Source organism: Streptomyces sp. TSRI0107, assembly GCF_001905845.1.
GTDB lineage: Bacteria > Actinomycetota > Actinomycetes > Streptomycetales > Streptomycetaceae > Streptomyces.
Genome location: NZ_LIVZ01000004.1, coordinates 171,547 through 193,827, shown reverse-complemented (window position 1 = coordinate 193,827; position 22,281 = coordinate 171,547). Strand labels below are relative to the sequence as shown.

General features: G+C 72.2%; 18 protein-coding genes. 14 read left to right on the top strand and 4 right to left on the bottom strand.

Translation table 11 applies throughout. From position 1 onward, the window contains the following. Positions 1 to 81: 81 nt before the first annotated feature. The 3 genes from AMK31_RS11225 to AMK31_RS11215 all read left to right on the top strand — a co-directional run bounded on the left by AMK31_RS11225 (position 82) and on the right by AMK31_RS11215 (position 4,370). A complete protein-coding gene (locus tag AMK31_RS11225) occupies positions 82 to 1,908 on the top strand; it encodes a phosphoenolpyruvate carboxykinase (GTP) (RefSeq protein ID WP_073940314.1) in 1,827 nt (608 codons plus the stop codon). A gap of 230 nt (positions 1,909 to 2,138) precedes the next feature. Beyond that, entirely contained in the window at positions 2,139 to 3,872 is a 1,734-nt protein-coding gene (locus AMK31_RS11220; protein ID WP_073940313.1) for a hypothetical protein, read from the top strand. Positions 3,873 to 3,956: 84 nt separating this feature from the next. Next, a complete protein-coding gene (locus tag AMK31_RS11215; protein WP_073940312.1) occupies positions 3,957 to 4,370 on the top strand; it encodes an SCO4983 family protein in 414 nt (137 codons plus the stop codon). Between the two features lie 101 nt (positions 4,371 to 4,471). On the opposite strand, the gene AMK31_RS11210 is transcribed toward AMK31_RS11215, so the two are convergent. Next, positions 4,472 to 5,683 (bottom strand): pyridoxal phosphate-dependent aminotransferase, encoded by a 1,212-nt coding sequence (locus AMK31_RS11210; RefSeq protein WP_073940311.1) that lies wholly within the window; start codon positions 5,681 to 5,683, stop codon positions 4,472 to 4,474. A gap of 125 nt (positions 5,684 to 5,808) precedes the next feature. Here AMK31_RS11210 and AMK31_RS11205 point away from each other — a divergent pair, with 125 nt between their 5' ends. Next, a complete protein-coding gene (locus AMK31_RS11205) occupies positions 5,809 to 6,468 on the top strand; it encodes a hypothetical protein (protein WP_073940310.1) in 660 nt (219 codons plus the stop codon). Positions 6,469 to 6,613: 145 nt separating this feature from the next. Beyond that, the gene (locus tag AMK31_RS11200) at positions 6,614 to 7,450 is read left to right on the top strand and encodes a trypsin-like serine peptidase (protein WP_073940309.1); all 837 of its coding nucleotides are present in this window, start codon (positions 6,614 to 6,616) and stop codon (positions 7,448 to 7,450) included. A gap of 9 nt (positions 7,451 to 7,459) precedes the next feature. Here the strand turns inward: AMK31_RS11200 and AMK31_RS11195 are convergent, their stop codons facing one another. Continuing rightward, positions 7,460 to 9,070, bottom strand: a complete 1,611-nt coding sequence (locus tag AMK31_RS11195; RefSeq protein ID WP_073940308.1) for an N-acyl-D-amino-acid deacylase family protein — start codon at positions 9,068 to 9,070, stop codon at positions 7,460 to 7,462. Positions 9,071 to 9,089: 19 nt separating this feature from the next. Continuing rightward, positions 9,090 to 10,355 (bottom strand): amino acid deaminase, encoded by a 1,266-nt coding sequence (locus tag AMK31_RS11190; RefSeq protein WP_073940307.1) that lies wholly within the window; start codon positions 10,353 to 10,355, stop codon positions 9,090 to 9,092. A 217-nt stretch (positions 10,356 to 10,572) separates the two neighbouring features. Here AMK31_RS11190 and AMK31_RS11185 point away from each other — a divergent pair, with 217 nt between their 5' ends. The 5 genes from AMK31_RS11185 to AMK31_RS11165 all read left to right on the top strand — a co-directional run bounded on the left by AMK31_RS11185 (position 10,573) and on the right by AMK31_RS11165 (position 15,096). Continuing rightward, positions 10,573 to 11,643 (top strand): sugar kinase, encoded by a 1,071-nt coding sequence (locus AMK31_RS11185; RefSeq protein ID WP_241842641.1) that lies wholly within the window; start codon positions 10,573 to 10,575, stop codon positions 11,641 to 11,643. Next, positions 11,640 to 12,401 (top strand): IclR family transcriptional regulator, encoded by a 762-nt coding sequence (locus AMK31_RS11180; protein WP_073940305.1) that lies wholly within the window; start codon positions 11,640 to 11,642, stop codon positions 12,399 to 12,401. Before AMK31_RS11185 ends, AMK31_RS11180 begins: the two co-directional genes overlap by 4 nt. Next, positions 12,398 to 12,808 (top strand): RidA family protein, encoded by a 411-nt coding sequence (locus tag AMK31_RS11175; protein WP_073940304.1) that lies wholly within the window; start codon positions 12,398 to 12,400, stop codon positions 12,806 to 12,808. The genes AMK31_RS11180 and AMK31_RS11175 overlap by 4 nt, the downstream gene beginning before the upstream one ends. Before the next feature lie 114 nt (positions 12,809 to 12,922). Continuing rightward, positions 12,923 to 14,398, top strand: coding sequence for a GntP family permease (locus tag AMK31_RS11170; protein ID WP_073940303.1), 1,476 nt, complete (start codon positions 12,923 to 12,925; stop codon positions 14,396 to 14,398). Positions 14,399 to 14,586: 188 nt separating this feature from the next. Beyond that, positions 14,587 to 15,096: a hypothetical protein gene (locus AMK31_RS11165; RefSeq protein ID WP_073940302.1), complete on the top strand. Its 510-nt coding sequence runs from the start codon at positions 14,587 to 14,589 to the stop codon at positions 15,094 to 15,096. On the opposite strand, the gene AMK31_RS11160 is transcribed toward AMK31_RS11165, so the two are convergent. Beyond that, a complete protein-coding gene (locus tag AMK31_RS11160; RefSeq protein ID WP_073940301.1) occupies positions 15,093 to 16,460 on the bottom strand; it encodes a M14 family metallopeptidase in 1,368 nt (455 codons plus the stop codon). The genes AMK31_RS11165 and AMK31_RS11160 overlap by 4 nt on opposite strands. 374 nt (positions 16,461 to 16,834) lie before the next feature. Here AMK31_RS11160 and AMK31_RS11155 point away from each other — a divergent pair, with 374 nt between their 5' ends. The 4 genes from AMK31_RS11155 (at position 16,835) to AMK31_RS11140 (ending at position 22,276) form a co-directional block, all read left to right on the top strand. Then, positions 16,835 to 19,234, top strand: a complete 2,400-nt coding sequence (locus tag AMK31_RS11155) for an ATP-binding protein (RefSeq protein WP_073940300.1) — start codon at positions 16,835 to 16,837, stop codon at positions 19,232 to 19,234. A gap of 82 nt (positions 19,235 to 19,316) precedes the next feature. Beyond that, a complete protein-coding gene (locus AMK31_RS11150) occupies positions 19,317 to 20,219 on the top strand; it encodes an MEDS domain-containing protein (RefSeq protein WP_073940299.1) in 903 nt (300 codons plus the stop codon). Between the two features lie 156 nt (positions 20,220 to 20,375). Continuing rightward, a complete protein-coding gene (locus AMK31_RS11145; protein ID WP_073940298.1) occupies positions 20,376 to 20,798 on the top strand; it encodes an ATP-binding protein in 423 nt (140 codons plus the stop codon). 152 nt (positions 20,799 to 20,950) lie between these two features. Beyond that, positions 20,951 to 22,276 carry an Nramp family divalent metal transporter gene (locus AMK31_RS11140; protein ID WP_073940297.1) on the top strand — a complete coding sequence of 442 codons (1,326 nt, stop codon included), beginning with the start codon at positions 20,951 to 20,953 and terminating at the stop codon, positions 22,274 to 22,276. Positions 22,277 to 22,281 lie beyond the last annotated feature (5 nt).

Below are 22,281 nucleotides of genomic sequence, written 5' to 3'. Positions count from 1 at the left end.
ACCGGATGAGCGGCTACGAAGCATCCGGGTCGCGGCCCCCACGGGGCAGACAGGACAAAAAACCCTCATTTAGGAGCAATCGTGGCGCGCGACAACGCGGCTCCCAGCACCGTCAGCCCGACCAACCATCAGGGACTGGTCTCGTGGGTCAACGAGATCGCTGAACTGACCGAGCCGGACAACGTGGTCTGGTGCGACGGATCCGAGGCCGAGTACGAGCGACTGTGCGAGGAGCTCGTCGAGAAGGGCACCTTCCGGAAGCTCGACCCGATCAAGCGCCCCAACTCCTACTACGCGGCCTCCGACCCCACCGACGTCGCCCGCGTCGAGGACCGGACCTTCATCTGCTCCGAGAAGGAGGAGGACGCCGGCCCCACCAACCACTGGAAGGACCCCGCCGAGATGCGGGAGATCTTCAGCGGTGAGAAGGGCCTCTTCCGCGGCTCCATGCGTGGCCGCACCATGTACGTCGTCCCCTTCTGCATGGGCCCGCTCGGCTCGCCGCTGTCCGCGCTCGGCGTGGAGATCACCGACTCCGCGTACGTCGCCGTCGCCATGCGCACCATGACCCGCATGGGGCAGGCGGTCCTCGACGAGCTGGGCGACGAGGGCTTCTTCGTGAAGGCCGTGCACACCCTCGGCGCCCCGCTGGAGCCCGGCCAGGAGGACGTCCCCTGGCCCTGCAACCAGACGAAGTACATCTCCCACTTCCCGGAGACCCGCGAGATCTGGTCCTACGGCTCCGGCTACGGCGGCAACGCCCTGCTCGGCAAGAAGTGCTACGCCCTGCGCATCGCCTCCGTCATGGCCCGCGACGAGGGCTGGCTCGCCGAGCACATGCTGATCCTCAAGCTCACCCCGCCGCAGGGCGAGTCCAAGTACGTCGCCGCCGCCTTCCCGTCCGCCTGCGGCAAGACCAACCTCGCCATGCTGGAGCCCACGATCTCCGGCTGGACGGTCGAGACGATCGGTGACGACATCGCCTGGATGCGCTTCGGCGAGGACGGCCGGCTCTACGCCATCAACCCGGAGGCCGGTTTCTTCGGCGTCGCGCCCGGCACCGGCGAGCACACCAACGCCAACGCCATGAAGACCCTGTGGGGCAACTCGGTCTTCACCAACGTCGCCCTCACCGACGACAACGACATCTGGTGGGAGGGCATGACGGAGGAGACCCCGGCCCACCTGACGGACTGGAAGGGCAACGACTGGACCCCGGAGTCGCAGACCCCGGCGGCCCACCCCAACGCCCGCTTCACCGTCCCGGCGTCGCAGTGCCCGATCATCGCGCCCGAGTGGGAGGACCCCAAGGGCGTGCCGATCTCCGCGATCCTCTTCGGCGGGCGCCGCGCCACCGCCGTACCGCTGGTGACGGAGTCCTTCGACTGGAACCACGGCGTCTTCCTCGGCGCGAACGTGGCCTCCGAGAAGACCGCCGCCGCCGAGGGCAAGGTCGGCGAGCTGCGCCGCGACCCGTTCGCGATGCTGCCGTTCTGCGGCTACAACATGGGCGACTACATGGCCCACTGGATCAAGGTCGGCCAGTCCGCGGACGCGGCCAAGCTGCCGAAGATCTACTACGTGAACTGGTTCCGCAAGAACGACGAGGGCAAGTTCGTCTGGCCCGGCTTCGGCGAGAACAGCCGCGTCCTGAAGTGGATCGTGGAGCGCCTGGAGGGCAAGGCGGAGGGCGTTCAGACGCCCATCGGCATCCTGCCGACCAAGGACGCCCTCGACACGAACGGGCTCGAACTGTCCGACTCCGACCTGGAGTTCCTGCTGACGGTGGACAAGGAGGTGTGGCGCGAGGAGGCCGCCCTGGTCCCCGAGCACCTGAACACCTTCGGCGACCACACGCCCAAGGAGCTGTGGGACGAGTACCGCGCCCTGGTGGAGCGCCTGGGCTGAGCGCGGCAGCGCGTCAAGACTCCGCGGCCGGCTGAACCGACTGTGCCCTGACCAGCTAGATCGTCACGGCCGGCCGCGGTGAACACCGTCACGGCACCTGGGCCCCGCACAATGGCGTGCGGGGCTCCGGTGTTTCCCCTTGCGCCTCGGATCTTCACGACTGTTTCATGCTCTCTACAGGCGTCTCACGCAACGCCGTGGGCGCTCAATTCAGCCTGTGGGGGGCACAGTTGAATACAGCACACCGTTCCGGACGGCTCGCGGCGACCGTTCTCGCCGCCGCACTCGCCGGGACCGGACTCACCGTCGCCGTCGCGCCCGCGGCGCACGCGGCGGCCTCCGACGTCGTGGCCAAGCTGCCGTTCTCGTCGTTCTCGGCGCTCGCCGTCGACAACGTCCACCAGCGCGTCTTCGTGGCGGACAGCAACGTCGGCTACTACCAGAACTCCGGCAGCATCGCCGTCTACAACTTCGACGGCGAGCGGCTGACCACGATCACCGTCAACCAGAACCACGTCTCCGGCCTCGCGGTCAGCGCGGACGGCAGCAAGCTGTGGGTCGGTACGCGCGAGCGCATCGAGGCCTACGACACCGTCACCTACCAGCGCACGTTCGCCGCCAACGCCTATACCGACACCTGTGGCCGCGAGGTCGCCGCGTCCGGCGGCCAGGTCTACGCCACGACGCCGTACGCGCAGTACACCTCCGAGTGCGCCACCGCCCAGACCAATCTCGACGGCATCGTGAACGGCGCGCTCACCCGCACCGGCTGGAACGACTCCGGCGATCTGCTGCTGGAGGCCGGTGCCGGGGACAAGATGCTCATGGGCCAGTCGCTCAACGCGAAGGCGGCCAACCCCTTCGTCTCCGTGTTCGACACCAGCAACGGCAGCCTGGTCCGCAACGCCGCACGCCGCTTCGCCGACAGCGAGGGCAAGGGTGCCCTGAACCTGAAGGACATGGCGCTCTCCGCCGACGGCGGCAAGGTCGCTCTCGCCGACGCCGACGCCGGCACCCGCCTGCTCGACGCCTCCGACCTGTCCGACGCGGCCACCGCCTACCAGCCGCTGCCCGCCGGGGCCACCGCCAGCGCGGTCGCCTTCAGCGGCGACGGCAAGTACATCGCGCGCGGCGCGGCGGCCACCGGGGCCACCCCCGACCTGCTGGTCCAGCCCGCGAACCCGGAGGACGCCACCGCCCCGCTGGAGTTCGTCTTCGAGGGCAGCCTCGACGGCGACCGGGTCGTCCCGCGCGGCATGGAGTGGTCGGCGGACGGCTCCCGGCTGTTCACGGTGACCACCAACGCGGCCGGCAGCCAGTACTGGCTGCACATCATCCAGCCCCCGGCCGTCCAGTACGACGTCCGCCTCACCGGCGACCTCGCCCACAGCCCCGCCCAGGCGGTGGCCGGCGAGCCGCTGGCGGTGCGCGGGCGGCTGGAGTACGACGGCCCGGCGCCCGCGCAGCCGCTGAAGGTGACCGCCACCCGCACCGACGCGAACGGCACCCACGAGCTGGGCACCGCCACCGTCAAGGAGGACGGCACCTACACGGTCCTCGACGAGCCGGACCTCGTCGGCGACGCGACCTACACGGTCTCGTTCCTCGGCGACCTGACCCACCGCCCCGCCACGGACGTCACCCACACCGTCTCCGTGGGCAAGGCGCCCACCTCGATCGCCCTCACCGCACCGGCGGAGGCGACGCTCGGCGACGGCGTGGAGATCACCGGCAGGTTCACCGCGCAGGGCAAGGCGCTGCCGGAGCGGGCCGTGCTGAAGGTGCAGCGCACGGACCGGCTGGGCAGCGGGGCGCTCACGCCGGTGACGGTCGCCGCCGACGGCACCTTCACCGTCAACGACATCCCGCGCACCCGGCGCGAGACGACGTACACGATCAGCTGGGCGGGCGACGACCTGCACACCGGGTCGACGGCGTCGGCGACGGTGGTGGTGCGGCGCTGATCGCGCACCACTTCCCGAACACCGCTCAACTTTAGAACGAATCCAATGTAGGATGGCTTCTGTCAGAGCACAGGAGGCCATCCCATGTACGAGCCGATCCGCACCAAGTCGGTCCACACGATGGCCGGCACCTCGGACTTCCCCCACCGGTCACGTGAGGAAGAGCTGGACATCCAGCTCGCGGGCCATCTCGCGGCACTGCTCGCCGTCACCGACGAGCTGCGCGCGCTGGACCCGTCCGCCGACCTGGACACCGCGGCCGCACGGCTCGCGGAGCAGGTGGCCCGGCTGCGCGGAGGGCAGGTGCCGGTCCGCGCGGCCGTCACCGCCGTCGCGGAACCGCACCTCGCCGCGCTGCACCAGCGGGCGCACGCGCTGGCGGGCCGGGCACTGGTCGTCGCGGCCTCCCGCGCGGACACGGCCGCGGCGATCCTCGCCGCCGAGCGGATGGACGCGCACGCGGAGGCGCTGGGCCCGCGTGAGGTGGCGGCCCGCTGAGCCCTGAGGGCTCCCCCTGACGGCCCCGGTCCGCGTGCACCCGCAGCGACGCGCGGACCGGGCGCCACATCAACGGCACACCGGCGTCTCGCCGCCGGGCCTCAGCTCTGGCCGTACCCGTCCAGGAAGTTGCCGATCCGCCCCATCGCGTCGCGCAGATCACCCGCCGACGGCAGGGTCACCACCCGGAAGTGGTCCGGCTCCGGCCAGTTGAAGCCGGTGCCGTGCACGACCATGATCTTCTCCTGCCGGAGCAGGTCCAGGACCATCCGGCGGTCGTCCTTGATCTTGAAGACCTTGGGGTCGAGGCGCGGGAACAGATACAGCGCACCCTTCGGGCGGACACAGCTCACGCCCGGGATCTGCGTCAGCAGGTCGTAGGCGACGTCCAGCTGCTCCTTCAGCCGCCCGCCCGGCAGCACCAGGTCGTTGATCGACTGACGTCCGCTGAGCGCGGCCACCACCCCGTGCTGACCCGGCATGTTCGCGCACAGCCGCATGTTCGCCAGGATCGTCAGACCCTCGATGTAGGAGTCGGCGTGGGCGCGGGGGCCGGAGATCGACATCCAGCCGACCCGGTAGCCGGCCACCCGGTACGCCTTCGACATTCCGTTGAAGGTGAGGGTGAGCAGATCGGGGGCGACCGCGGCGGTCGGGGTGTGCCGGGCGCCGTCGTAGAGGATCTTGTCGTAGATCTCGTCCGAGCAGACGAGCAGGTTGTGGCGGCGGGCGATGTCCGTCAGCCCGCGCAGCATCGCCTCGTCGTACACCGCGCCGGTCGGGTTGTTCGGGTTGATGATCACGATCGCCTTGGTGCGGTCGGTCACCTTGCGCTCGACGTCGGCGAGGTCGGGCATCCAGTCCGACTGCTCGTCGCAGCGGTAGTGCACCGCCGTACCGCCGGACAGGGACACCGCGGCCGTCCACAGCGGGTAGTCCGGGGCCGGTACGAGAACCTCGTCGCCGTCGTCCAGCAGGCCCTGCATCGACATGGTGATCAGCTCTGAGACGCCGTTGCCGATGAAGACGTGCTCGACGTCCGTCTCGATGCCGAGGGTCTGGTTGTGCATGACGACGGCCCGGCGGGCGGCCAGCAGGCCCTTCGCGTCGCCGTAGCCGTGCGCGGTGGAGACGTTGCGGAGGACGTCCTCCAGGATCTCCGGCGGGCACTCGAAGCCGAAGGCGGCCGGGTTGCCGGTGTTCAGCTTGAGGATGCGGTGGCCCGCCGCCTCAAGCCGCATCGCCTCCTCGAGCACCGGGCCCCGGATCTCGTAACAGACGTTGGCGAGCTTGGTCGACTGGATCACCTGCATGTCTGGGAGCCTACGGCCGGTCATGGCTCCATGGGTCGTGTTTTCCACCACGTGAGACATGTGGTTTGGGCGGGTATGTGCCACCGCTGTCCCTGTGGCCACTGAGGTCCCTACAATGCGCGGCCATGTCAGAGCCCCCCAGAACGGGTGAACACCAGGTTCCCCCGATGGTGTACCAGCCGCAGCCGCAGCCGGAGCACATCCCGGCCTACGACGAGTACGCCGACCCGGCGGCGGCGCACGGCTGGCAGAACGCCTACGACGAGACGCGGGAGCTGCCGCCGGTGCCCTCCGGGCCGCGCCGCTCCCGGCGCAAGCCCAGCGCGTGGCGGCAGCGCCGGGTCGCGGTCGCCGCCGGCGCCGTGGGTGCGGTGTCCGCGGCGGCGCTGGTCGCCGGGTTCGCCTTCTCGGGGTCGTCCTCCGAGGGCGGCTCACAGGGCGGGAAGGGCCGTACGAGCCCGACGGCGGACGACAAGGACGCCGCGGACGCCGGGGACGCCACGCCGGACGAGGGGACGACGACGGGCGCGGGGACCCCGGCGGGCGAGGGCGGCGCCGCGGCCTCCGCGCCCGCTCCGGGCGGTGCCGCCGCCTCCGGTACCCCGGCCGCGGACCCCACTGGCGGTGGTTCCGGCGAACCCTCGGCGTCGCCCGGCGCCACCCGCGAGCCGACGACGGCGAGCCCCGCGCCCACCAGCGCCCCCTCCACCGCCACGGGCGCGCCGACCGCGTCCGGCGGCGGTGACGGCAAGCCGGGCCGCGGTCATGGCAGGGGGCCGAAGTAGGCCGGGGCCACCCGCGAGAAACGGCCACCAGCAGGCCTGAAACGCCTCCTTGTCCCCTCTCGTCGCCGCACTAACAATGCGCATGACAACGCAGCGGGCGGCCGGACGACCTCCGGTCGCCCACGTCGTACAGAGGGGACCCCACATGAAGAAGCCTCTCCTCGCCACGCTCGCGGCCCTGGCCATCGCCGGGGCGGGCGCGGCACCCGCCGTCGCGGCGACGCCCGACACCGAGGCCCCCGCGGTCAAGGCGGTGAACTTCGCCGGCACCGTCGCGCTCAGCAACTGCTCCGGCTCGGTCGTCCGCATGCCCGACTCCGCCGACGACGACCCGGCGCTGGTGCTCACCAACGGCCACTGTCTGGAGTCCGGCTTCCTGGACCCCGGCGAGGTCGTCGTCGACCGGGCCTCCACCCGCTCCTTCGGCCTGCTGAACTCCGCCGGCACCCGCGTGGCGACCCTGCGCGCGAACAAGATCGCCTACTCGACGATGACCGACACGGACGTCGCCGTCTACCAGCTCACCCGCACCTACGGGCAGATCCGCGCCTCCTACGGCATCAACGCGCTCACCCTCAACGACGCCCACCCGGTCGCCGGAACCGCGATCAGCGTCGTCTCCGGATACTGGAAGCGCATCTACAACTGCTCCATAGACGGCTTCGTGCACCAGATGCGCGAGGGCGACTGGACCTGGAAGGACTCCGTCCGCTACACCGCCGCGTGCGACACGATCGGCGGCACCTCCGGCTCCCCGGTCGTCGACCAGACCACCGGCCGGGTCGTCGCCGTCAACAACACCGGCAACGAGAGCGGCGAGCGCTGCACGCTGAACAACCCGTGCGAGGTCGACGCGAACGGCAATATCACCGTCCGCCAGGGCATCAACTACGCCCAGCAGACCTACCAGCTCGCCGCCTGCTTCGGCCTCGACAGCAAGCTGGACCTGTACGCGAGCGGCTGCACCCTGCCCAAGCCGTGACCTGACCGGTCAGACGGGCGTCCTGCGCACCGACCGGCCCGCCAGGACGTCCGTCCGCCGCCCGTCGTCCATCACGAACCGCCCGTCGACCAGGACGTACGGGATGCCCGTCGGAAGGGTCCGCGGACGGTCGTACGTCGACCCGGCCGCGACGGTCGCCGGGTCGAACAGCACCAGGTCGGCGCGGTACCCCTCGCGCACCACGCCCCGGTCCGGCAGCCGCAGCCGGGCCGCCGGGCGGGCGGTGAGACGGGCGACGCACTCCTCCAGTGACAGCACGCCCAGCTCGCGGACGTACCGGCCGAGGTAGTGCGGGAAGGTGCCGTACGCGCGCGGATGCGGCTTGGCGCCCTGGAGGATGCCGTCCGAGCCGCCGGTGTGGACGCGGTGCCGCATGATCGCCCGGACGTTCTCCTCGTGGCCGACGTGCTGCAGGATCGTCGGCCCCAGCCGGTCCGCCACCAGCAGCCGCTGCGCGACCGTCCACGGCTCCTCGCCGCGCGCGTCCGCCGACTCCCGGACCGTACGGCCCACGTACTCGGCCAGCGCCGGGTCGGTCACGCCCGAGATCTCGATGGTCTCCCACTCCACGGGCACCCCGTGACAGCCGTCAGCGCCGACGACCTCCATGTGGTGCCGGATCCGCTCGGCGGTCTCCGGGTCGGTCAGCCGCTTCAGCACCGCCTCAGGACCGCCCTCGCTCGCCCAGCTCGGCAGCAGCGCCGCGAGGGTGGTGCAGCCGGGGGTGTACGGGTAGGTGTCGAGGCTGATATCGGATCCGGCGGCCAGCGCCTCGTCCAGCAGGGCCAGCAGCTCGGGCGCGCGGCCCTTGTTCACGCCGAAGTTCATGGTGGCGTGCGCCAGGTGCAGCGCACAGCCCGCCTCCCGGGTGAGGGCCACCATCTCCTCGTAGGCCGCCAGCGCGCCCGCCCCGTACGACCGGTGGTGCGGGCAGTAGTAGCCGCCGTACGACGCCACCACCCGGCACAGCTCGGTCAGTTCCGCGTCCTTCGCGTACATGCCCGGTGTGTACGTCAGCCCGGAGGACATGCCGACCGCGCCCTGCTCCAGCCCCTCCGCGACCAGCTGCCGCATCCGGTCCAGCTCGCGCGGGGTCGCCTCCCGGTCCTCCCAGCCGACGGCGAGCGCGCGGACCGTGCCCTGCGGGATCAGGTAGGCCGCGTTCACGGCGATGCCCCGGTCCAGCCGGTCCAGGTACTCGCCCACCGACCGCCAGTCGAAGTCGATGTCGTCGCCGGAGCCGTTCCAGCCGGTGATCGCCCGGCGGACCTCGGCCAGGGTGCGGTCGTCGACCGGCGCGTACGACAGCCCGTCCTGGCCGATCACCTCAAGGGTGACGCCCTGCGCGGCCTTCGCGCTGTGGTCCGGGTCGCGCAGCAGGGCGAGGTCGCTGTGGGCGTGCATGTCGATGAAGCCGGGGGACAGGACCAGGCCCTCGGCGTCCAGCTCCCGCATCGCGGTGGGGCGCTGACAGCCCGCCGCGGCGGCCTCCTTGACGATCGACACGATCCGGCCGCCGTCCACGACGACGTCGGCGCGGTAGGAAGGGGCGCCGGTGCCGTCCACGACGTCCGCGTCCCGGATGACGAGGTCTTCCATCGCCGATGCCTCCGGTCTCCTAGAAGAACGTACGGATGTAGTCGACGACCGTGCCGTCCGCCTCGGCCACCGGGATCAGCTGCCACTTGTCGAACGACGTGCACGGATGCGACAGCCCGAGCCCCAGCCAGTCGCCGACCTCCAGGTCCGCCTCCGGCCCGGTGCGCAGCCAGGCGTGCTGGTCGGACAGGCCGGTCACCTCGACGCCGGCGGCCGGGCGCTCCACGCCGTCCCGGCGCACCACCTGGGCGAACGGCAGATCAAGGTCGTAGGCCGCGTCCCGCTTGCCCGCGTTGACGAACGCCTGCTCCGGGGAGGGCCGGGACACCACCTGCGCCCACAGCCGGAACGCGGGCTCCAGGGCGCCCTCCTCCGGGACCCGGGTGAAGGGGGTCAGCTTGCGGTAGTGGCCGTCGTCGTGGGAGACGTACGCGCCGGAGCGCAGCAGCTTCAGCACGGGCGCGGACAGTTCCGGCAGCCCGGCGAAGGCGTCCGCCACCGCGTCGAACCAGGCGCTGCCGCCCGCGCTGACCACGATCTCGTCCAGCCCCGCGAACCGGCCCGCCTTGTCGAACCCGGCGGCCAGGGAGACCAGCCCGTCCAGCCACGCCCGTACGCGCTCCGGGGTCGCCCGCGGCACCTCGCCCTCGTACCCGGCGACACCGACCAGCCGCAGCGACCGGGCGGCGGCCACCGCGTCCGCGACCGCCGCGCACTCCGCCTCCGTGCGGACACCGGTGCGGGCACCCTCGCCGGCGGCGAGTTCGACGACGACGTCCAGCGGGCGGGCGGCGCCCTCCAGGGCCGCGTCCATCAGCTCCACGCCGCGTACCGAGTCGACGTAACAGACGAACCGGAAGCCGGGGTCCGCGGCCAGCTCGGCGGCGATCCAGCGCAGGGCCGCCGGGTCCACCAGCTCGTTCGCCAGGAACACCCGCCGCACTCCGAACGCCCGCGCCACCCGCACCTGGTGCGGCACCGCGAGCGTGATGCCCCAGGCGCCGTGCTCGATCTGGCGGGCGAACAGCTGCGGGGCCATGGAGGTCTTGCCGTGCGGGGCGAAGGCCAGGCCGTGGCGGGCGGTGTACGTCGCCATGAGCCGGAGGTTGTGCTCCAGGTGCTCGGCGGACAGCGCGAGGACGGGCGTGGTGAAGCCGCCGGTGAACAGGTTGCGGCGCTGGGCGGCCAGCTCGCCGACGGTCAGCCCGTCGGCGTCCGGCGGGAGGCCACGGAAGCGGTGGTCGACGACTTCCTCGGCGAGCCGGGCGAGGGCTTCGCTGTTCATGGAGCCTCCCTGATCAGGTGCGTTGCACAGCTTGCAACACTCGTTGCGTATATCGCTTGTCGCTGTCTAACATCTCGGCCGACGCTGGGTCAACGGAGCCGCCACGACCCGCGAGAGCCGACGAGGAGCTACGAGCATCGTGACCACGACCGGAACCGGCAACGCCCCCGACGTCGACACCCCCGACGTCGTGGACGTCGTCGCGCTCGGCGAGTCCATGGTCACCTTCCTGCCCACCCGCCCCGGCCGCCTCGCCGACGTGCCCTCCTTCGACCGGGCCATCGGCGGCGCCGAGTCCAACGTCGCCTGCACCCTGGCCGCCGCCGGGCACACCGCGCGCTGGGTCAGCCGGGTCGGCGCCGACGGCTTCGGCGACCACCTGGTCGAGACGATCGCCGGCCACGGCGTCGACACCACCGCCGTGCGCCGCGACCCCGCCCGCCCCACCGGCGTCTACTTCCGCACCGCCGGCGACCGGGCCACCGACGCCCACGAGGTGGCCTACTACCGCGCCGGGTCGGCGGCGTCCGCGATGAGCGTGACCGGCGTCGACCTCGCCGCCGTACGCGCAGCGCGCGTCCTGCACCTGTCCGGCATCACCGCCGCGCTCTCCGCGAGCTGCCTGGAGCTGATGCGGGAGCTGACCGCTCCCGCCGCCGGGCGTCCGCCGGTGTCGTTCGACGTGAACCACCGGCCCGGGCTGTGGCGGGACGCCGGCGGTCCGGGGGTGCTGCTGGACCTGGCGCGCGGCGCGGACATCGTGTTCGTCGGGGCGGACGAGGCCGAGGCGGCCTGGGGCGTCACCGGCGGCCCGGAAGCGATCCGCGCACTGCTCCCGGAGCCGGGCGTGCTGGTGGTCAAGGACGGGGCGCGGGGGGCGACGGTGTACGAGAGCGAGGACGGCGGGCGACCCGGCGGCGACCCGTCGGCGCCGGGCCGCGCGGCCGGCCCCGCCGCGGCCCCGGCACCGGGCACCCGCACCACGCGGACCACCCACGTCCCCGCCCCCGAGGTCACCGTCGTGGCAGCCGTCGGCGCGGGCGACGCCTTCGCCGCCGGGTTCCTCTCCGCCACCCTGCGCGGCCTCCCCGTCCGCGACCGCCTCCGCCACGGCCACCTGTGGGCCGCCGCCGCCCTCACCGTCCCCGGCGACCTCGCCACACCCCCCGCCCGCGCCCACGCCGACCGGCTCGCCGCCCTCGACGACACCGAGTGGGGGAGACTTCGACTCGGCCCCGGCTGGACCGCAGCCGACGAAGGGGCCGAGGAGGAGGTACGTACGCCATGAGCCAGACCGTCGACCGCGCGCTGAGCATCCTGCCGCTGCTCGCCGAGGGGCCCGCCGACCTCGGACAGGTCGCCGACCGCCTCGGCGTGCACAAGTCCACCGCGCTGCGGCTGCTGCGCACCCTCCACGAACACGGGTTCGTCTACCGCCAGTCCGACCAGCGCTACCGCCTCGGCGCCCGGCTCTTCGCCCTCGCCCAGGAGGCGATGGAGAACCTGGACATCCGGGAGATCGCCCACCCCCACCTCGTCCGCCTCAACGAACAGTGCGGGCACACCGTCCACCTCGCCGTCCACGAGGAGAACGAGGTCCTCTACATCGACAAGGTGGAGAGCCGCTACCCGGTCCGCATGTACTCGCGGATCGGCAAGCCCGTCGCCATCACGGTCGCCGCGGTCGCCAAGCTGCTCCTCGCCGACCTCCCCGAGGCCGAGCGCCGCGCCCTCGCGGACAAGCTCGACTACCCCCTGTACACGCCCCGTTCGACCCCCAACGCCCCCGCCTTCCTGCGGGAGCTGGAGAAGGTGCGCGAACAGGGCTGGGCCACCGACCTCGGCGGCCACGAGGAGTCCATCAACTGCGTCGCCGCACCCGTCCGCGGCGCCGACGGCCGGGTCGTCGCCGCGATGTCGGTCTCCGCGCCGAACGTCGTCGTCACCGCCGACGAACTCCTCACCCTGCTCCCGCTGGTCCGCCGTACCGCGGAGGACATCAGCGGCGAGTACTCCGGCAGAACCACCGCGAAGGACACCGCATGACCGAGAAGACCGCCCTCACCCCCAAGACCCACACCACCCCGCCCGCGAAGTTCTCGCACGGCGTGCGGAAGGGCAACATCCTCCAGGTCGCCGGCCAGGTCGGCTTCCTGCCCGCCGAGGAGGGCAAGCCGCCCACGCCCGCCGGCCCCACCCTGCGCGAGCAGACCCTCCAGACCCTCGCCAACGTCAAGGCGGTCCTGGAGGAGGGCGGCGCGAGCTGGGACGACGTGATGATGATCCGCGTCTACCTCACGGACGTCGACCACTTCGCCGAGATGAACGAGATCTACAACGCCTACTTCGAGGAGCAGGGCCTCACCCAGCCCCCGGCCGCCCGTACGACGGTCTACGTCGGCCTGCCCGCCGGCCTCCTCATCGAGATCGACGCCCTCGCCGTCCTGAGCTGATCTCCGCCGCACTCACGCACGCCTGTCACGGCGCGGCGCCCGCCATCCCACGGGGCGCCGCGCCGCGCTCCCCCCTGCCCGAAAGCCGCATGCATTTACGTAGAGGACCCCCGCATGTCCTTCCCGATCGCCGCCTCCGCCCCCGCGGAGACCCCGCCCCACACCGGCGGCCTCCTCCTGCTGATCGACGGCACCGCCGGGCTGCTGACGGTCGCCGCCCTCGGCATCGCGCTGCTGCTCTTCCTCATCATCAAGGCGCGCCTCCAGCCCTTCGTGGCCCTGCTCGCCGTCTCCATAGCCGTCGGCCTGATGGCCGGTCTCTCCGTCACCGAACTCTTCGGCACCGTCCAGCGCTCGGACGCCGTCTCCACCATCGAGTCCGGCATGGGCGGCATCCTCGGCCATGTCGCCATCATCATCGGCCTGGGCACCATGCTCGGCGCGATCCTCGAAGTCAGCGGCGGCGCCGAGGTGCTGGCCTCCCGCCTGCTCAACCTGTTCGGCGAGCGGCGCGCCCCGCTCGCCATGGGCCTGACCGGCCTGATCTTCGGCATCCCGGTCTTCTTCGACGTCGGCATCTTCGTCCTCGCGCCGATCGTCTACGCCGCCGCCAAACGCTCGGGCAAGTCGATCCTGCTGTACTGCCTGCCGCTGCTCGCCGGCCTGTCGATGACCCACGCCTTCCTGCCCCCGCACCCCGGCCCGGTGGCCGCCGCCGGCCTGCTCCACGTGGACCTCGGCTGGGTCATCCTCATGGGCGTCGTGTGCGGCATCCCGGCGGTGCTGGCCGCCTGGGCGTTCTCCGCGTGGATCGGCCGCCGCGTCTTCGTGCCGGTGCCGCAGGACATGGTGGAGGCCGCCGAGGAGGCCAAGCGGGCGGTCCTCGACGAGCAGGGCGGGCAGCAGGCCCCGCGCGAACAGCCCGTCGCCCTCGGCACGGTGCTCGCCATCATCGGCACCCCGCTGATCCTCATCCTGGCCGCGACCTTCTCCTCGATCGCCCTCGACCCCTCAACCCTCCGCTCGGTCGTCGAGTTCTTCGGCCACCCCTTCGTGGCCCTCACCCTCGCCCTGCTCCTCGCCTACTACGTCCTCGGCGTGCGCCGCGGCTGGTCCCGCAAGTCCCTGGAGACCGTCTCCACGTCCTCCCTGAAGCCGGTCGGCAACATCCTGCTCGTCGTCGGCGCGGGCGGTGTCTTCGGTGCCGTCCTGAAGGCCAGCGGAGTCGCGCAGGCCCTGTCGGACACCTTCAACGACGTCGGCCTGCCGGTGATCGTCCTCTCCTACCTGATCTCCCTGGTCCTGCGCGTCGCCCAGGGCTCGGCCACCGTCGCCATCGTCACCACGGCCGGCATCGTCGCCCCGCTGCTCGCCGAGGGCGACCACTCGCAGGCCTTCGTCGCTCTGGTCATCATGGCCATCTCCGCGGGCTCCATCTTCGCCTCGCACGTCAACGACGGCGGCTTCTGGATCGTCGCCAAGTACTTCGGCATCAGCGAGCGGGAGACCCTGAAGACGTGGACGGTGCTGGAGTCGGTGCTGTCGCTCGCGGGGTTCGTGGTGGCGGCGGTGCTCAGCGTCTTCGTGTAGTCCGCCGGGCCCGCCGGTCCGCCGGTCCGCGGGTCCGTCGTTCGCCCGGAAGCCGACCAGTCGGCGACCGGCGCGTCGTGTCCAATGGATGAAGGGGAGCCCCACGGGGGAGCAGCGGCCCTCGCCACGCCGAGTGCGGGGCGAGGGCTGGCTGTTCCCGGCACAGGTATGTCGTCCATACTTCCGCCGTGGAGCAGCGCATAGGACCCAGCATTCAGCCCCTGCAAGGCGCCGCGGCCGACCCGGCGTTCGTCCCCGGCATCACGGGCCCGCGCCCCGAGGAGCCGGAGGAGACGGCGTCCGCCGAGGCGGAGGAGACGGCCGTCACCGAGGAGGCCGTGGAGGAGGAGCCGGAGGAAGCGGCCCCGGAACCGGAGGAATCCACCGAGGACGGCCCCGTGTTCGAGGCCGCCGACCGGCGCGCCCGGATCGTCGCCGACGGCAGGGGCGTACGCCTGAGCCTCGACGAGGAGTCCTGCGAGTTCCGCTGGGACGAGATCGGCGCGGTCGAGACCGCGACCGCCCGCTTCGGCAAGCGGTTCACCGTCACCGTGCACACCCCTGACCGGCGCTGGTACCCGATCGAGATCGAGGCGCCGGCCAGGGCGAGCTTCAAGGAGTGGGAGTCACAGCTCGACGCGGTGCTGGACGCCTACTTCGAGGAGGACGAGAAGGCGGAGACGGGCGAGAAGGCCTAGCAGTACTGGGCTTCCTTCCCGATCGACCGGTACATGCAGTCCGCGTTCTCCAGCAGCTGCAGCACCGCGTCCCGGTTGCGTGAGGTCTCCCGCTCGATCACCTCGTCGGGCGGGTAGAACCCGCCTCCGCCGGACCTCGGGTACATCTCGAAGGTGTACCCGAAGATCTTGTGCACGCCCCAGAGATAGTCGTCGATCGACCCGTCGGTGATGTACAGGTCGCTGGACTGCTCCGGCGTGTACCCGTTGCTGGCGGCCATCTTCTGACCGACCGTCGCGAAGGCGTTGCGGTCGTCGGCGGTCATGCCCGTGGTCGTGTCGGAGTACGTGTACCCGAACGGCCACAGCACCAGCTCGCTGTAGGTGTGGAAGTCGATGCCCGCCTTGATCTGCTGCGTGCCGCCGACTACCCGGCTGCGCACGAAGTCGGAGACGACCTTGACCTCCTTCGCCGACTCGGGCGCCGAGCCCCGGTAGGTCTCGGAGGACGTCGAGCCGGACGAGCCGCCGCAGCAGCCCCAGCGGTAGTTCCAGTTCCGGTTGAGGTCCGTGCCGACGTACGACGAACCGGAGTTGGGCTGCCGGTTCTTGCGCCAGGAGCGGTAGGAGCCGGACGCGATGTCGTACTCGCCGCCGTCCGGGTTGAGGTCCGGGATGATCCAGATCTCGCGGTTGTTCACCAAGCCGGTGACCCGGGAGTCGGTGCCGTAGTCGGAGGTCAGCTCGCGCAGCAGGTAGAGCGCCATCTCGACGGTCAGGTGCTCACGGGCGTGCTGGTGGTGGGTGAACAGCACCTCCGGCTCGGACTCGTCCGCGGCCACATTGTCGCTGATCTTGATCGCGACGATGTTCCGGCCCTGGTACGAGGTGCCGATCGTGCGCTGGGAGGCGATCGACGGGTTGGCGGCGACGATGGAGTTGATCTCGCTCGTCATCTCCGCGTAGTTGTGGTAGCGCGAGTCGGCCGACGGGAAGTCGTACAGCCGGATCTCGTCCGACCCGGCCGACCGGTCCGGCACCGCGCCCAGCGGGCTGACGTCGTAGCCGAGCCGGCGTAACTGCCGGATCTGCTCCGCGCGCCCGGAGACCACGACGCCGTGCCCGTGGACCTCGTCCACGGAGACGCCGGCCCGCTGGAGCGCGGTGCGGTCCTCGGCCGTCGAGCGCAGATGGACCTCGTACTGACGGATGTCGTCCGCCGAGGCGGTCGCCTCGGCCGCGCTGTCGGCGGTGGCGTCGGTGGTCGTCGCCGAGAGGGGTGCGGCCAGGGCGAGGGCGAGCAGGGCGGCGAGCGCGGCGGTGCGTCTGCCGCTGCGGGCGCCCGCGCCCGGGGGAGTGTTCTTGCCGCGAATGCGAAGTCGCATGAAGTCTCCTTGTTTCTCCGGCGATTCCGGGGTCTCCGGGATCTCCGGAGTCTCCGGAAGCGGGGAGTGGAGCGGTGGGGGTGGTTCTCCGGTGCGACGGTGCGGTGGTGCGGCGTGCGGGTGTGGCGCTCATGGTGCGGTGATGGCATGAGCAGGTCAATAGGGCGCGGGGTGCCGATGGCCTGAAGCAGACGGAAAACGGCTGCGCAGTGTACGCGGGGCCGCCGGTCCGGGCGGCCCACCCGGCAAAGTGCACCCGCGGGTGTGAGTGCCGCGTGCATATATGTGAGGGCCGGGGCAGAGTGAGGGTCCGCGGACGGGCAGCCGCGGACTGTTGCCGACTCCCAGCTCCCACCCCAGAGGACAGGCTGATCATGGGCGGATCAGCGCCACGACGGGACTGTCAGCTGCCGGTCGAGACCACCAGCTTCGTCGACCGGCGGGACGAACAGGCCGAGGGCCGCGACCTGCTGGCCCGGGCCCGGCTGGTCACCCTGACCGGACCGGGCGGCGTCGGGAAGACGCGCCTCGCCGCACGCATCGCGGCCCGCGTCGCCCGCGCCTTCCCCGACGGCGTGCGCTTCGTCCACCTCTCCGGCCTGCACGACCCGGCCCTCGTGCCGGTCGCCGCAGCCGACGCGCTCGGCCTGCACGACCACTCCGCGCAGCCCCCGCTCGACGCCCTCGTGGACCAGGTACGGGAACGGCGGCTGCTCCTCGTCGTCGACAACTGCGAACACCTCCTCGCCGCCTGCGCCGAACTGGCGGCCGCCCTGCTGCACGGCACCACCGGCGTACGCGTCCTCGCCACCAGCCGGCACCGGCTCGGCCTCACCGAGGAACACCTCATGGAGGTACGGCCGCTGCCCGTACCCGACCCCGACGGCGACCTCTCCGCCGCCGACGCCAACCCCGCCCTCACCCTCTTCGCCGACCGCGCCGCCGCCGTCGTCCCCGGCTTCCGCCTCACCCCCGGCAACCGGGCCGCCGTCGCCCGCCTCTGCCGGCGCCTCGACGGACTGCCGCTCGCCATCGAACTCGCCGCCGTCCGCATGCGCGTCCTCGGTGTCGAACAGCTCCTCGAACGCCTCGACGACCGCTACCGCCTGCTCTCCTCCGGCAGCCCCGCCGTCCCGCCCCGCCACCAGACGCTGCGCGCCGCCGTCGACTGGAGCCACGAACTGTGCACCCGGCAGGAGCAACTGGTGTGGGCCCGCGCCTCCGTGTTCGCGGGCGGCTTCGACCTGGACGCGGCGGAAGCGGTGTGCGCCGACGGTGAGCGAGTGCGCTCGTACGACGTCCTCGAAGCCGTCGCCGGGCTGGTCGACAAGTCCGTGCTGTGCCGCGAACCCGGCCCGGACGGCGTCCGCTACCGCCTGCTCGACACCCTGCGTCACTACGGCCTGCAGCAACTGCGCCGGCTCCCCGGCGAGGAGGCCGCCGCCCGGCGCCGCCAGCGCGACTGGATGCTGACCCGCGCCGCCGCCTGCGAACAGGCCTGGTTCGGCCCGGGCCAACGCGACATCGTGGCCCGCCTCCGCGCCGACCAGGACAACCTGCGGGCGGCACTGGCGTTCAGCCTGACGGGTACGGGGGGAGGAGAGCAGGGCCGTGCGGGTGATGTCGGTGACGCCGGGGGTGAGTCCGCCGTACTCGCCGCCCCCACCCCCGGCGAAGCCCTCGCCGGCCTCCGCCTCGCCGGGACGCTCTGGTTCTACTGGCATGCCTGCGGTGCCCCCCGCGAAGGCCGCTACTGGCTCGACCGCGCCCTGGACGCCAACCCGGAACCCACCCGCGAGCGCGCCCGTGCCCTCTGGGTCTCCGGGTTGCTCGCGGGCTGCCCCGAAGACCTCACCCGGGGCCTGCGGCGGGCCGAGGAGGCCGCCGCGCTCGCCCGGCGGCTCGGCGACGAGGCGGAGGCCGCGCACGCCGGATACGCCATCGGCGTCATCCGGCTGTTCAGCGACGACCTGCCCGCCGCCCTCACCCACTTCCGCGCCAGCGTCGCCCGGGGCCGCGTCCCCGGCCAGCACCTCAGCCTCGTCGGCCTCGACCGCGTCGAACTCGCCTGCGCCCTCGGCTTCCTCGGCGAGGCCGACCAGGCGATCGCCGTCTGCGAGGAGACCCGGCGGCTGTGCGAGGCGCACGGCGAGGAATGGGTGCTGTCGTACGTGCTGCGCATGCTGGCCCTCGCCCACACCGTGAAACGCGACTGGCCGCGGGCCGAACACCACGCCCGCGAGGCCCTGCGCCGCAAACTCGCCGTCCACGACATCACCGGCATCGGCCTCACCCTGGACCTCCTCGCGCAGATCGCCGGCCAGGACGGCGCCCCGGAACGCGCCGCCGTGCTGCTCGGCGGCGCCGACCGGGTCTGGGCCGACGTCGACCGCGACCGCTGGGGCTCCGCCGCACTCGGCGCCGCCCGCCGCGGCACCGAGACCCGCGCCCGCGAGGCCGTCGGCGCCCAGGACTTCGAGCGGGCGTACGACCGGGGTGCGGCGCTGGGCCTGGCGGAGATCGTCGGCTACGCCCTGGAGGAGCACCGGCCGCCCGAACCGCCCCAGCCGGAGCGGCCCCCGCAGGGCGTCCGCCTGACCCGGCGCGAGACGGAAGTCGCCGAACTCGTCGCCGAGGGACTGGCGAACCAGCAGATCGCCGACCGCCTCGTGATCGCCCGCCGGACCGCGGAGGGCCATGTGGAACGCATCCTCAGCAAGCTCGGCTTCAGCAACCGCAGCCAGATCGCCGCCTGGGTGACGGCCCAGCGCTGACCCCGCCGAACCACCACCCCCCACACCCCGATTCACCCCCGATCCACCGGTACCGACCCACCCCACCTCCGACAGGAACCCCATGACCACCCGACCAGCCACCCCACCCCACCCCTTCGACCACCGCATGGCCGTCCACAGCTCCGACGAGGAGTTCCTGGCCACCGCCCTGTCCTTCCTCGCCGAAGGCCTCACCGCCCCCGACGAGCCCCCGCCCGTCGCCATCGCCGCCCCCGCCAAGCTGGACCTGCTGCGCGACGCCCTCGCCGGTGACGCGGCACGCGTCGTCACCGTCCCGCACACCGACTGGTACACGGGCTCCGCCGCCAACGCCATCGCGCAGGCCGCCGGTTACCTCGCCGCGCACGCCGGCCCCGGCGGCCGTATCCACCTCCTCATGGAGCCCGACTGGGGCGGCCGGGCCGGCCGCTCCGCGCGCGAGTCCGCCGAGTGGATCCGCTACGAGGCGCTGGCCAACCTGCTGTTCGCCCCGTTCGCCACCACCGCCCTGTGCGTCTACGACACCCGCACCGCGGGCCCCGCCGTGATCGCCGCCGCCCGCCGCGCCCACCCCGACACCGAGGTGTACGCCGACCCGCTGCTGGTCGCCGCCGAGCTGGACGCCGTACCGCTGCCCCCGGCGCCGCGGGACGCGCACCGGCTGGACACGCCCGACCCGGACGCCGTCCGCACCTGGGCCGTCGCGCGGGGACTGGCCGCCGCGGAGGCGGAGCTGTTCGCCACGGCCGTGGCGGAGGCGGCCGTGGACCCCGTGACCGGCGTACTGCTGTGGGGCGAGGCCCCGTCCTGCGTCTGCGAACTGCGCTCCGCCCGCCCGGTCGGCGACCCGCTCGCCGGCTTCGTCCCGCCGCCCGCCCCCGGACCGGCACCCGGCCAGGGCCTGTGGTTCGCCCGCCAGGTCTGCGCGTACGTGGACGTACGGGACGACGCGGCGGGAACCTCGGTACGCCTCCAGTACGCCTAGGCAGCATGGTCCCGGCGCCGCCACGCAGGTATGGAAACGGGTAGTCCTCCCCGTGTGCCGGACCCACCCCCGGGACAACCTGAACCCATGCTGAGACCTGCCGGGGGCGTCCTCCCGGACCCTCACCCCGAGTACGGCGCCTACCCCCAGCCCCCGATGGGCGCGGGGTACGCCAGCGTCGAGTACGACCCCCGTCCCTCCGCGGTCGGCGAGGCCCGCGCGCAGGTGCGCAGGCAGCTGGAGGGGTGGGGGCTGGCGGAGCGGGACGACCAGGACGACCTGGTGGCCACAGCCGAACTCCTCGTCAGCGAGCTGGCCACCAACGCCCTGCTGCACTCCGCGAGCCGCTTCCGGCTCACCCTGTCCGCCGCCCACGGGGTCCTGCGCTGCGAGGTCGCCGACGCCGGCCGCCGCGTACCGCAGGTGCTCCAGGCGGGCACCTCGGAGAGCGGCCGGGGCATATACCTGGTGGACGCGCTCGCCCGGCGCTGGGGCTGCCATCAGGACGGGCCGGGCAAGACCGTCTGGTTCGAGCTCGGCACGTGCGCGTGCGACGGCTGCGGTCGGCGACAGCCGTAGCACGGGGCAGACGACCCGGGCAGCCCGGGCCCCGGCGGCACAGCCGTCCGCCGGGGCCCCTCGTCACCCCGCGCACCGCCGACTGAGCGTAAAGAGTGGAGATCCCGTACGCCCTCTTGCCGCGAAGCGGACCATCCGCTTTCTTGACCTGCATGGCGGACACCACGGGAAACACCACGGCATCCCAGGTCGGCGAATCGGCAACCCCCTCCACACCCCGCAAATCGAGCTGGAAGTACATCGGCCCCGGAATCGTCGTCGCCGCGACCGGTGTCGGCGCCGGCGACCTGGTCGCCACCCTCATCGCGGGCAGCAGCTTCGGCTACACCCTCCTCTGGGCCGCGATCGTCGGCTGCCTCGTCAAGATCTCCCTGGCGGAGGCGGCGGGCCGCTGGCACCTGTCCACCGGCCGCACCCTGTTCGACGGCTGGGCCAGCCTCGGCCGCTGGACGACGTACTTCTTCGCGGCGTACCTGGTGATCTGGGGCTTCGTCTACGGCGCGGCGGCGATGTCGTCGAGCGCGCTGCCGCTCCAGGCGCTCTTCCCCGACGTCATGGACCTGAAATGGTGGGGCGTGGCCTGCGGTCTGGTGGGCCTGGTCTTCGTCTGGTTCAACAAGTACGCCGTGTTCGAGAAGGTCATGACGGTCCTCGTGGGCGTCATGTTCGTGGTGACGGTGTACCTGGCGATCAGGGTCACCCCCAACCTGGGCGAGGCCTTCGCCGGCCTGCTCCCCGTCCTCCCCGACGAGAAGGACTCCATCCTCAACACCCTCGGCCTCATCGGCGGCGTGGGCGGCACCATCACCCTCGCGGCCTACGGCTACTGGGTCAACGCCAAGGGCTGGACCGACACGGGCTGGATGAAGGTGATGCGCCTGGACAACCGGGTCGCCTACGCGACGACGGGCATCTTCGTCGTGTCGATGCTCTTCGTCGGCGCGGAACTCCTGCACTCCGCGAACGTGGCCATCGCCAGTGGCGACAAGGGCCTGATCCAGCTCACCGACATCCTGGAGGCCGAGTACGGCGCGGCGACGGCGAAGTTCTTCCTCATCGGCTTCTTCGCCACGTCGTTCACCTCACTGATCGGCGTCTGGCACGGCGTGAGCCTCATGTTCGCCGACTTCGTCGCCCGCTACCGCCGAGGCGACGAGGCGAAGGGCAAGGAGATCGCCGCCGGCACCCGCGAACGCTCCTGGCCCTTCCGCGCTTACCTGCTCTGGCTGACCTTCCCGCCCGTCATCCTGCTCTTCCAGGGCCAGCCCTTCCGCCTGATCATCATCTACGGCGTCCTGGGCGCGGCGTTCCTGCCGTTCCTGGCCGGCACACTGCTGTGGCTCCTCAACTCGGGCCGCACCCCCAGCGAATGGCGCAACGGATGGCTGAGCAACGGCATGCTGGTCCTGGCCGGCCTGCTGTTCCTGATCCTGTGCGTGAAGCAGATCTGGGACCAGCCGTGGTCGGAGTTCTTCTAGCGGCC

Bases quoted from the DNA above. Each gene is read 5' to 3' on its own strand.
- AMK31_RS11205 (WP_073940310.1), top strand. From the start codon at position 5,809: ATGTCAGAGCCCCCCAGAACGGGTGAACACCAGGTTCCCCCGATGGTG.
- AMK31_RS11155 (WP_073940300.1), top strand. From the start codon at position 16,835: ATGGGCGGATCAGCGCCACGACGGGACTGTCAGCTGCCGGTCGAGACC.
- AMK31_RS11200 (WP_073940309.1), top strand. From the start codon at position 6,614: ATGAAGAAGCCTCTCCTCGCCACGCTCGCGGCCCTGGCCATCGCCGGG.
- AMK31_RS11215 (WP_073940312.1), top strand. From the start codon at position 3,957: ATGTACGAGCCGATCCGCACCAAGTCGGTCCACACGATGGCCGGCACC.
- AMK31_RS11160 (WP_073940301.1), bottom strand. From the start codon at position 16,460: ATGCGACTTCGCATTCGCGGCAAGAACACTCCCCCGGGCGCGGGCGCC.
- AMK31_RS11140 (WP_073940297.1), top strand. From the start codon at position 20,951: ATGGCGGACACCACGGGAAACACCACGGCATCCCAGGTCGGCGAATCG.
- AMK31_RS11210 (WP_073940311.1), bottom strand. From the start codon at position 5,683: ATGCAGGTGATCCAGTCGACCAAGCTCGCCAACGTCTGTTACGAGATC.
- AMK31_RS11175 (WP_073940304.1), top strand. From the start codon at position 12,398: ATGACCGAGAAGACCGCCCTCACCCCCAAGACCCACACCACCCCGCCC.
- AMK31_RS11180 (WP_073940305.1), top strand. From the start codon at position 11,640: ATGAGCCAGACCGTCGACCGCGCGCTGAGCATCCTGCCGCTGCTCGCC.
- AMK31_RS11185 (WP_241842641.1), top strand. From the start codon at position 10,573: ATGGTCACCTTCCTGCCCACCCGCCCCGGCCGCCTCGCCGACGTGCCC.
- AMK31_RS11150 (WP_073940299.1), top strand. From the start codon at position 19,317: ATGACCACCCGACCAGCCACCCCACCCCACCCCTTCGACCACCGCATG.
- AMK31_RS11195 (WP_073940308.1), bottom strand. From the start codon at position 9,070: ATGGAAGACCTCGTCATCCGGGACGCGGACGTCGTGGACGGCACCGGC.
- AMK31_RS11190 (WP_073940307.1), bottom strand. From the start codon at position 10,355: ATGAACAGCGAAGCCCTCGCCCGGCTCGCCGAGGAAGTCGTCGACCAC.
- AMK31_RS11170 (WP_073940303.1), top strand. From the start codon at position 12,923: ATGTCCTTCCCGATCGCCGCCTCCGCCCCCGCGGAGACCCCGCCCCAC.
- AMK31_RS11145 (WP_073940298.1), top strand. From the start codon at position 20,376: ATGGGCGCGGGGTACGCCAGCGTCGAGTACGACCCCCGTCCCTCCGCG.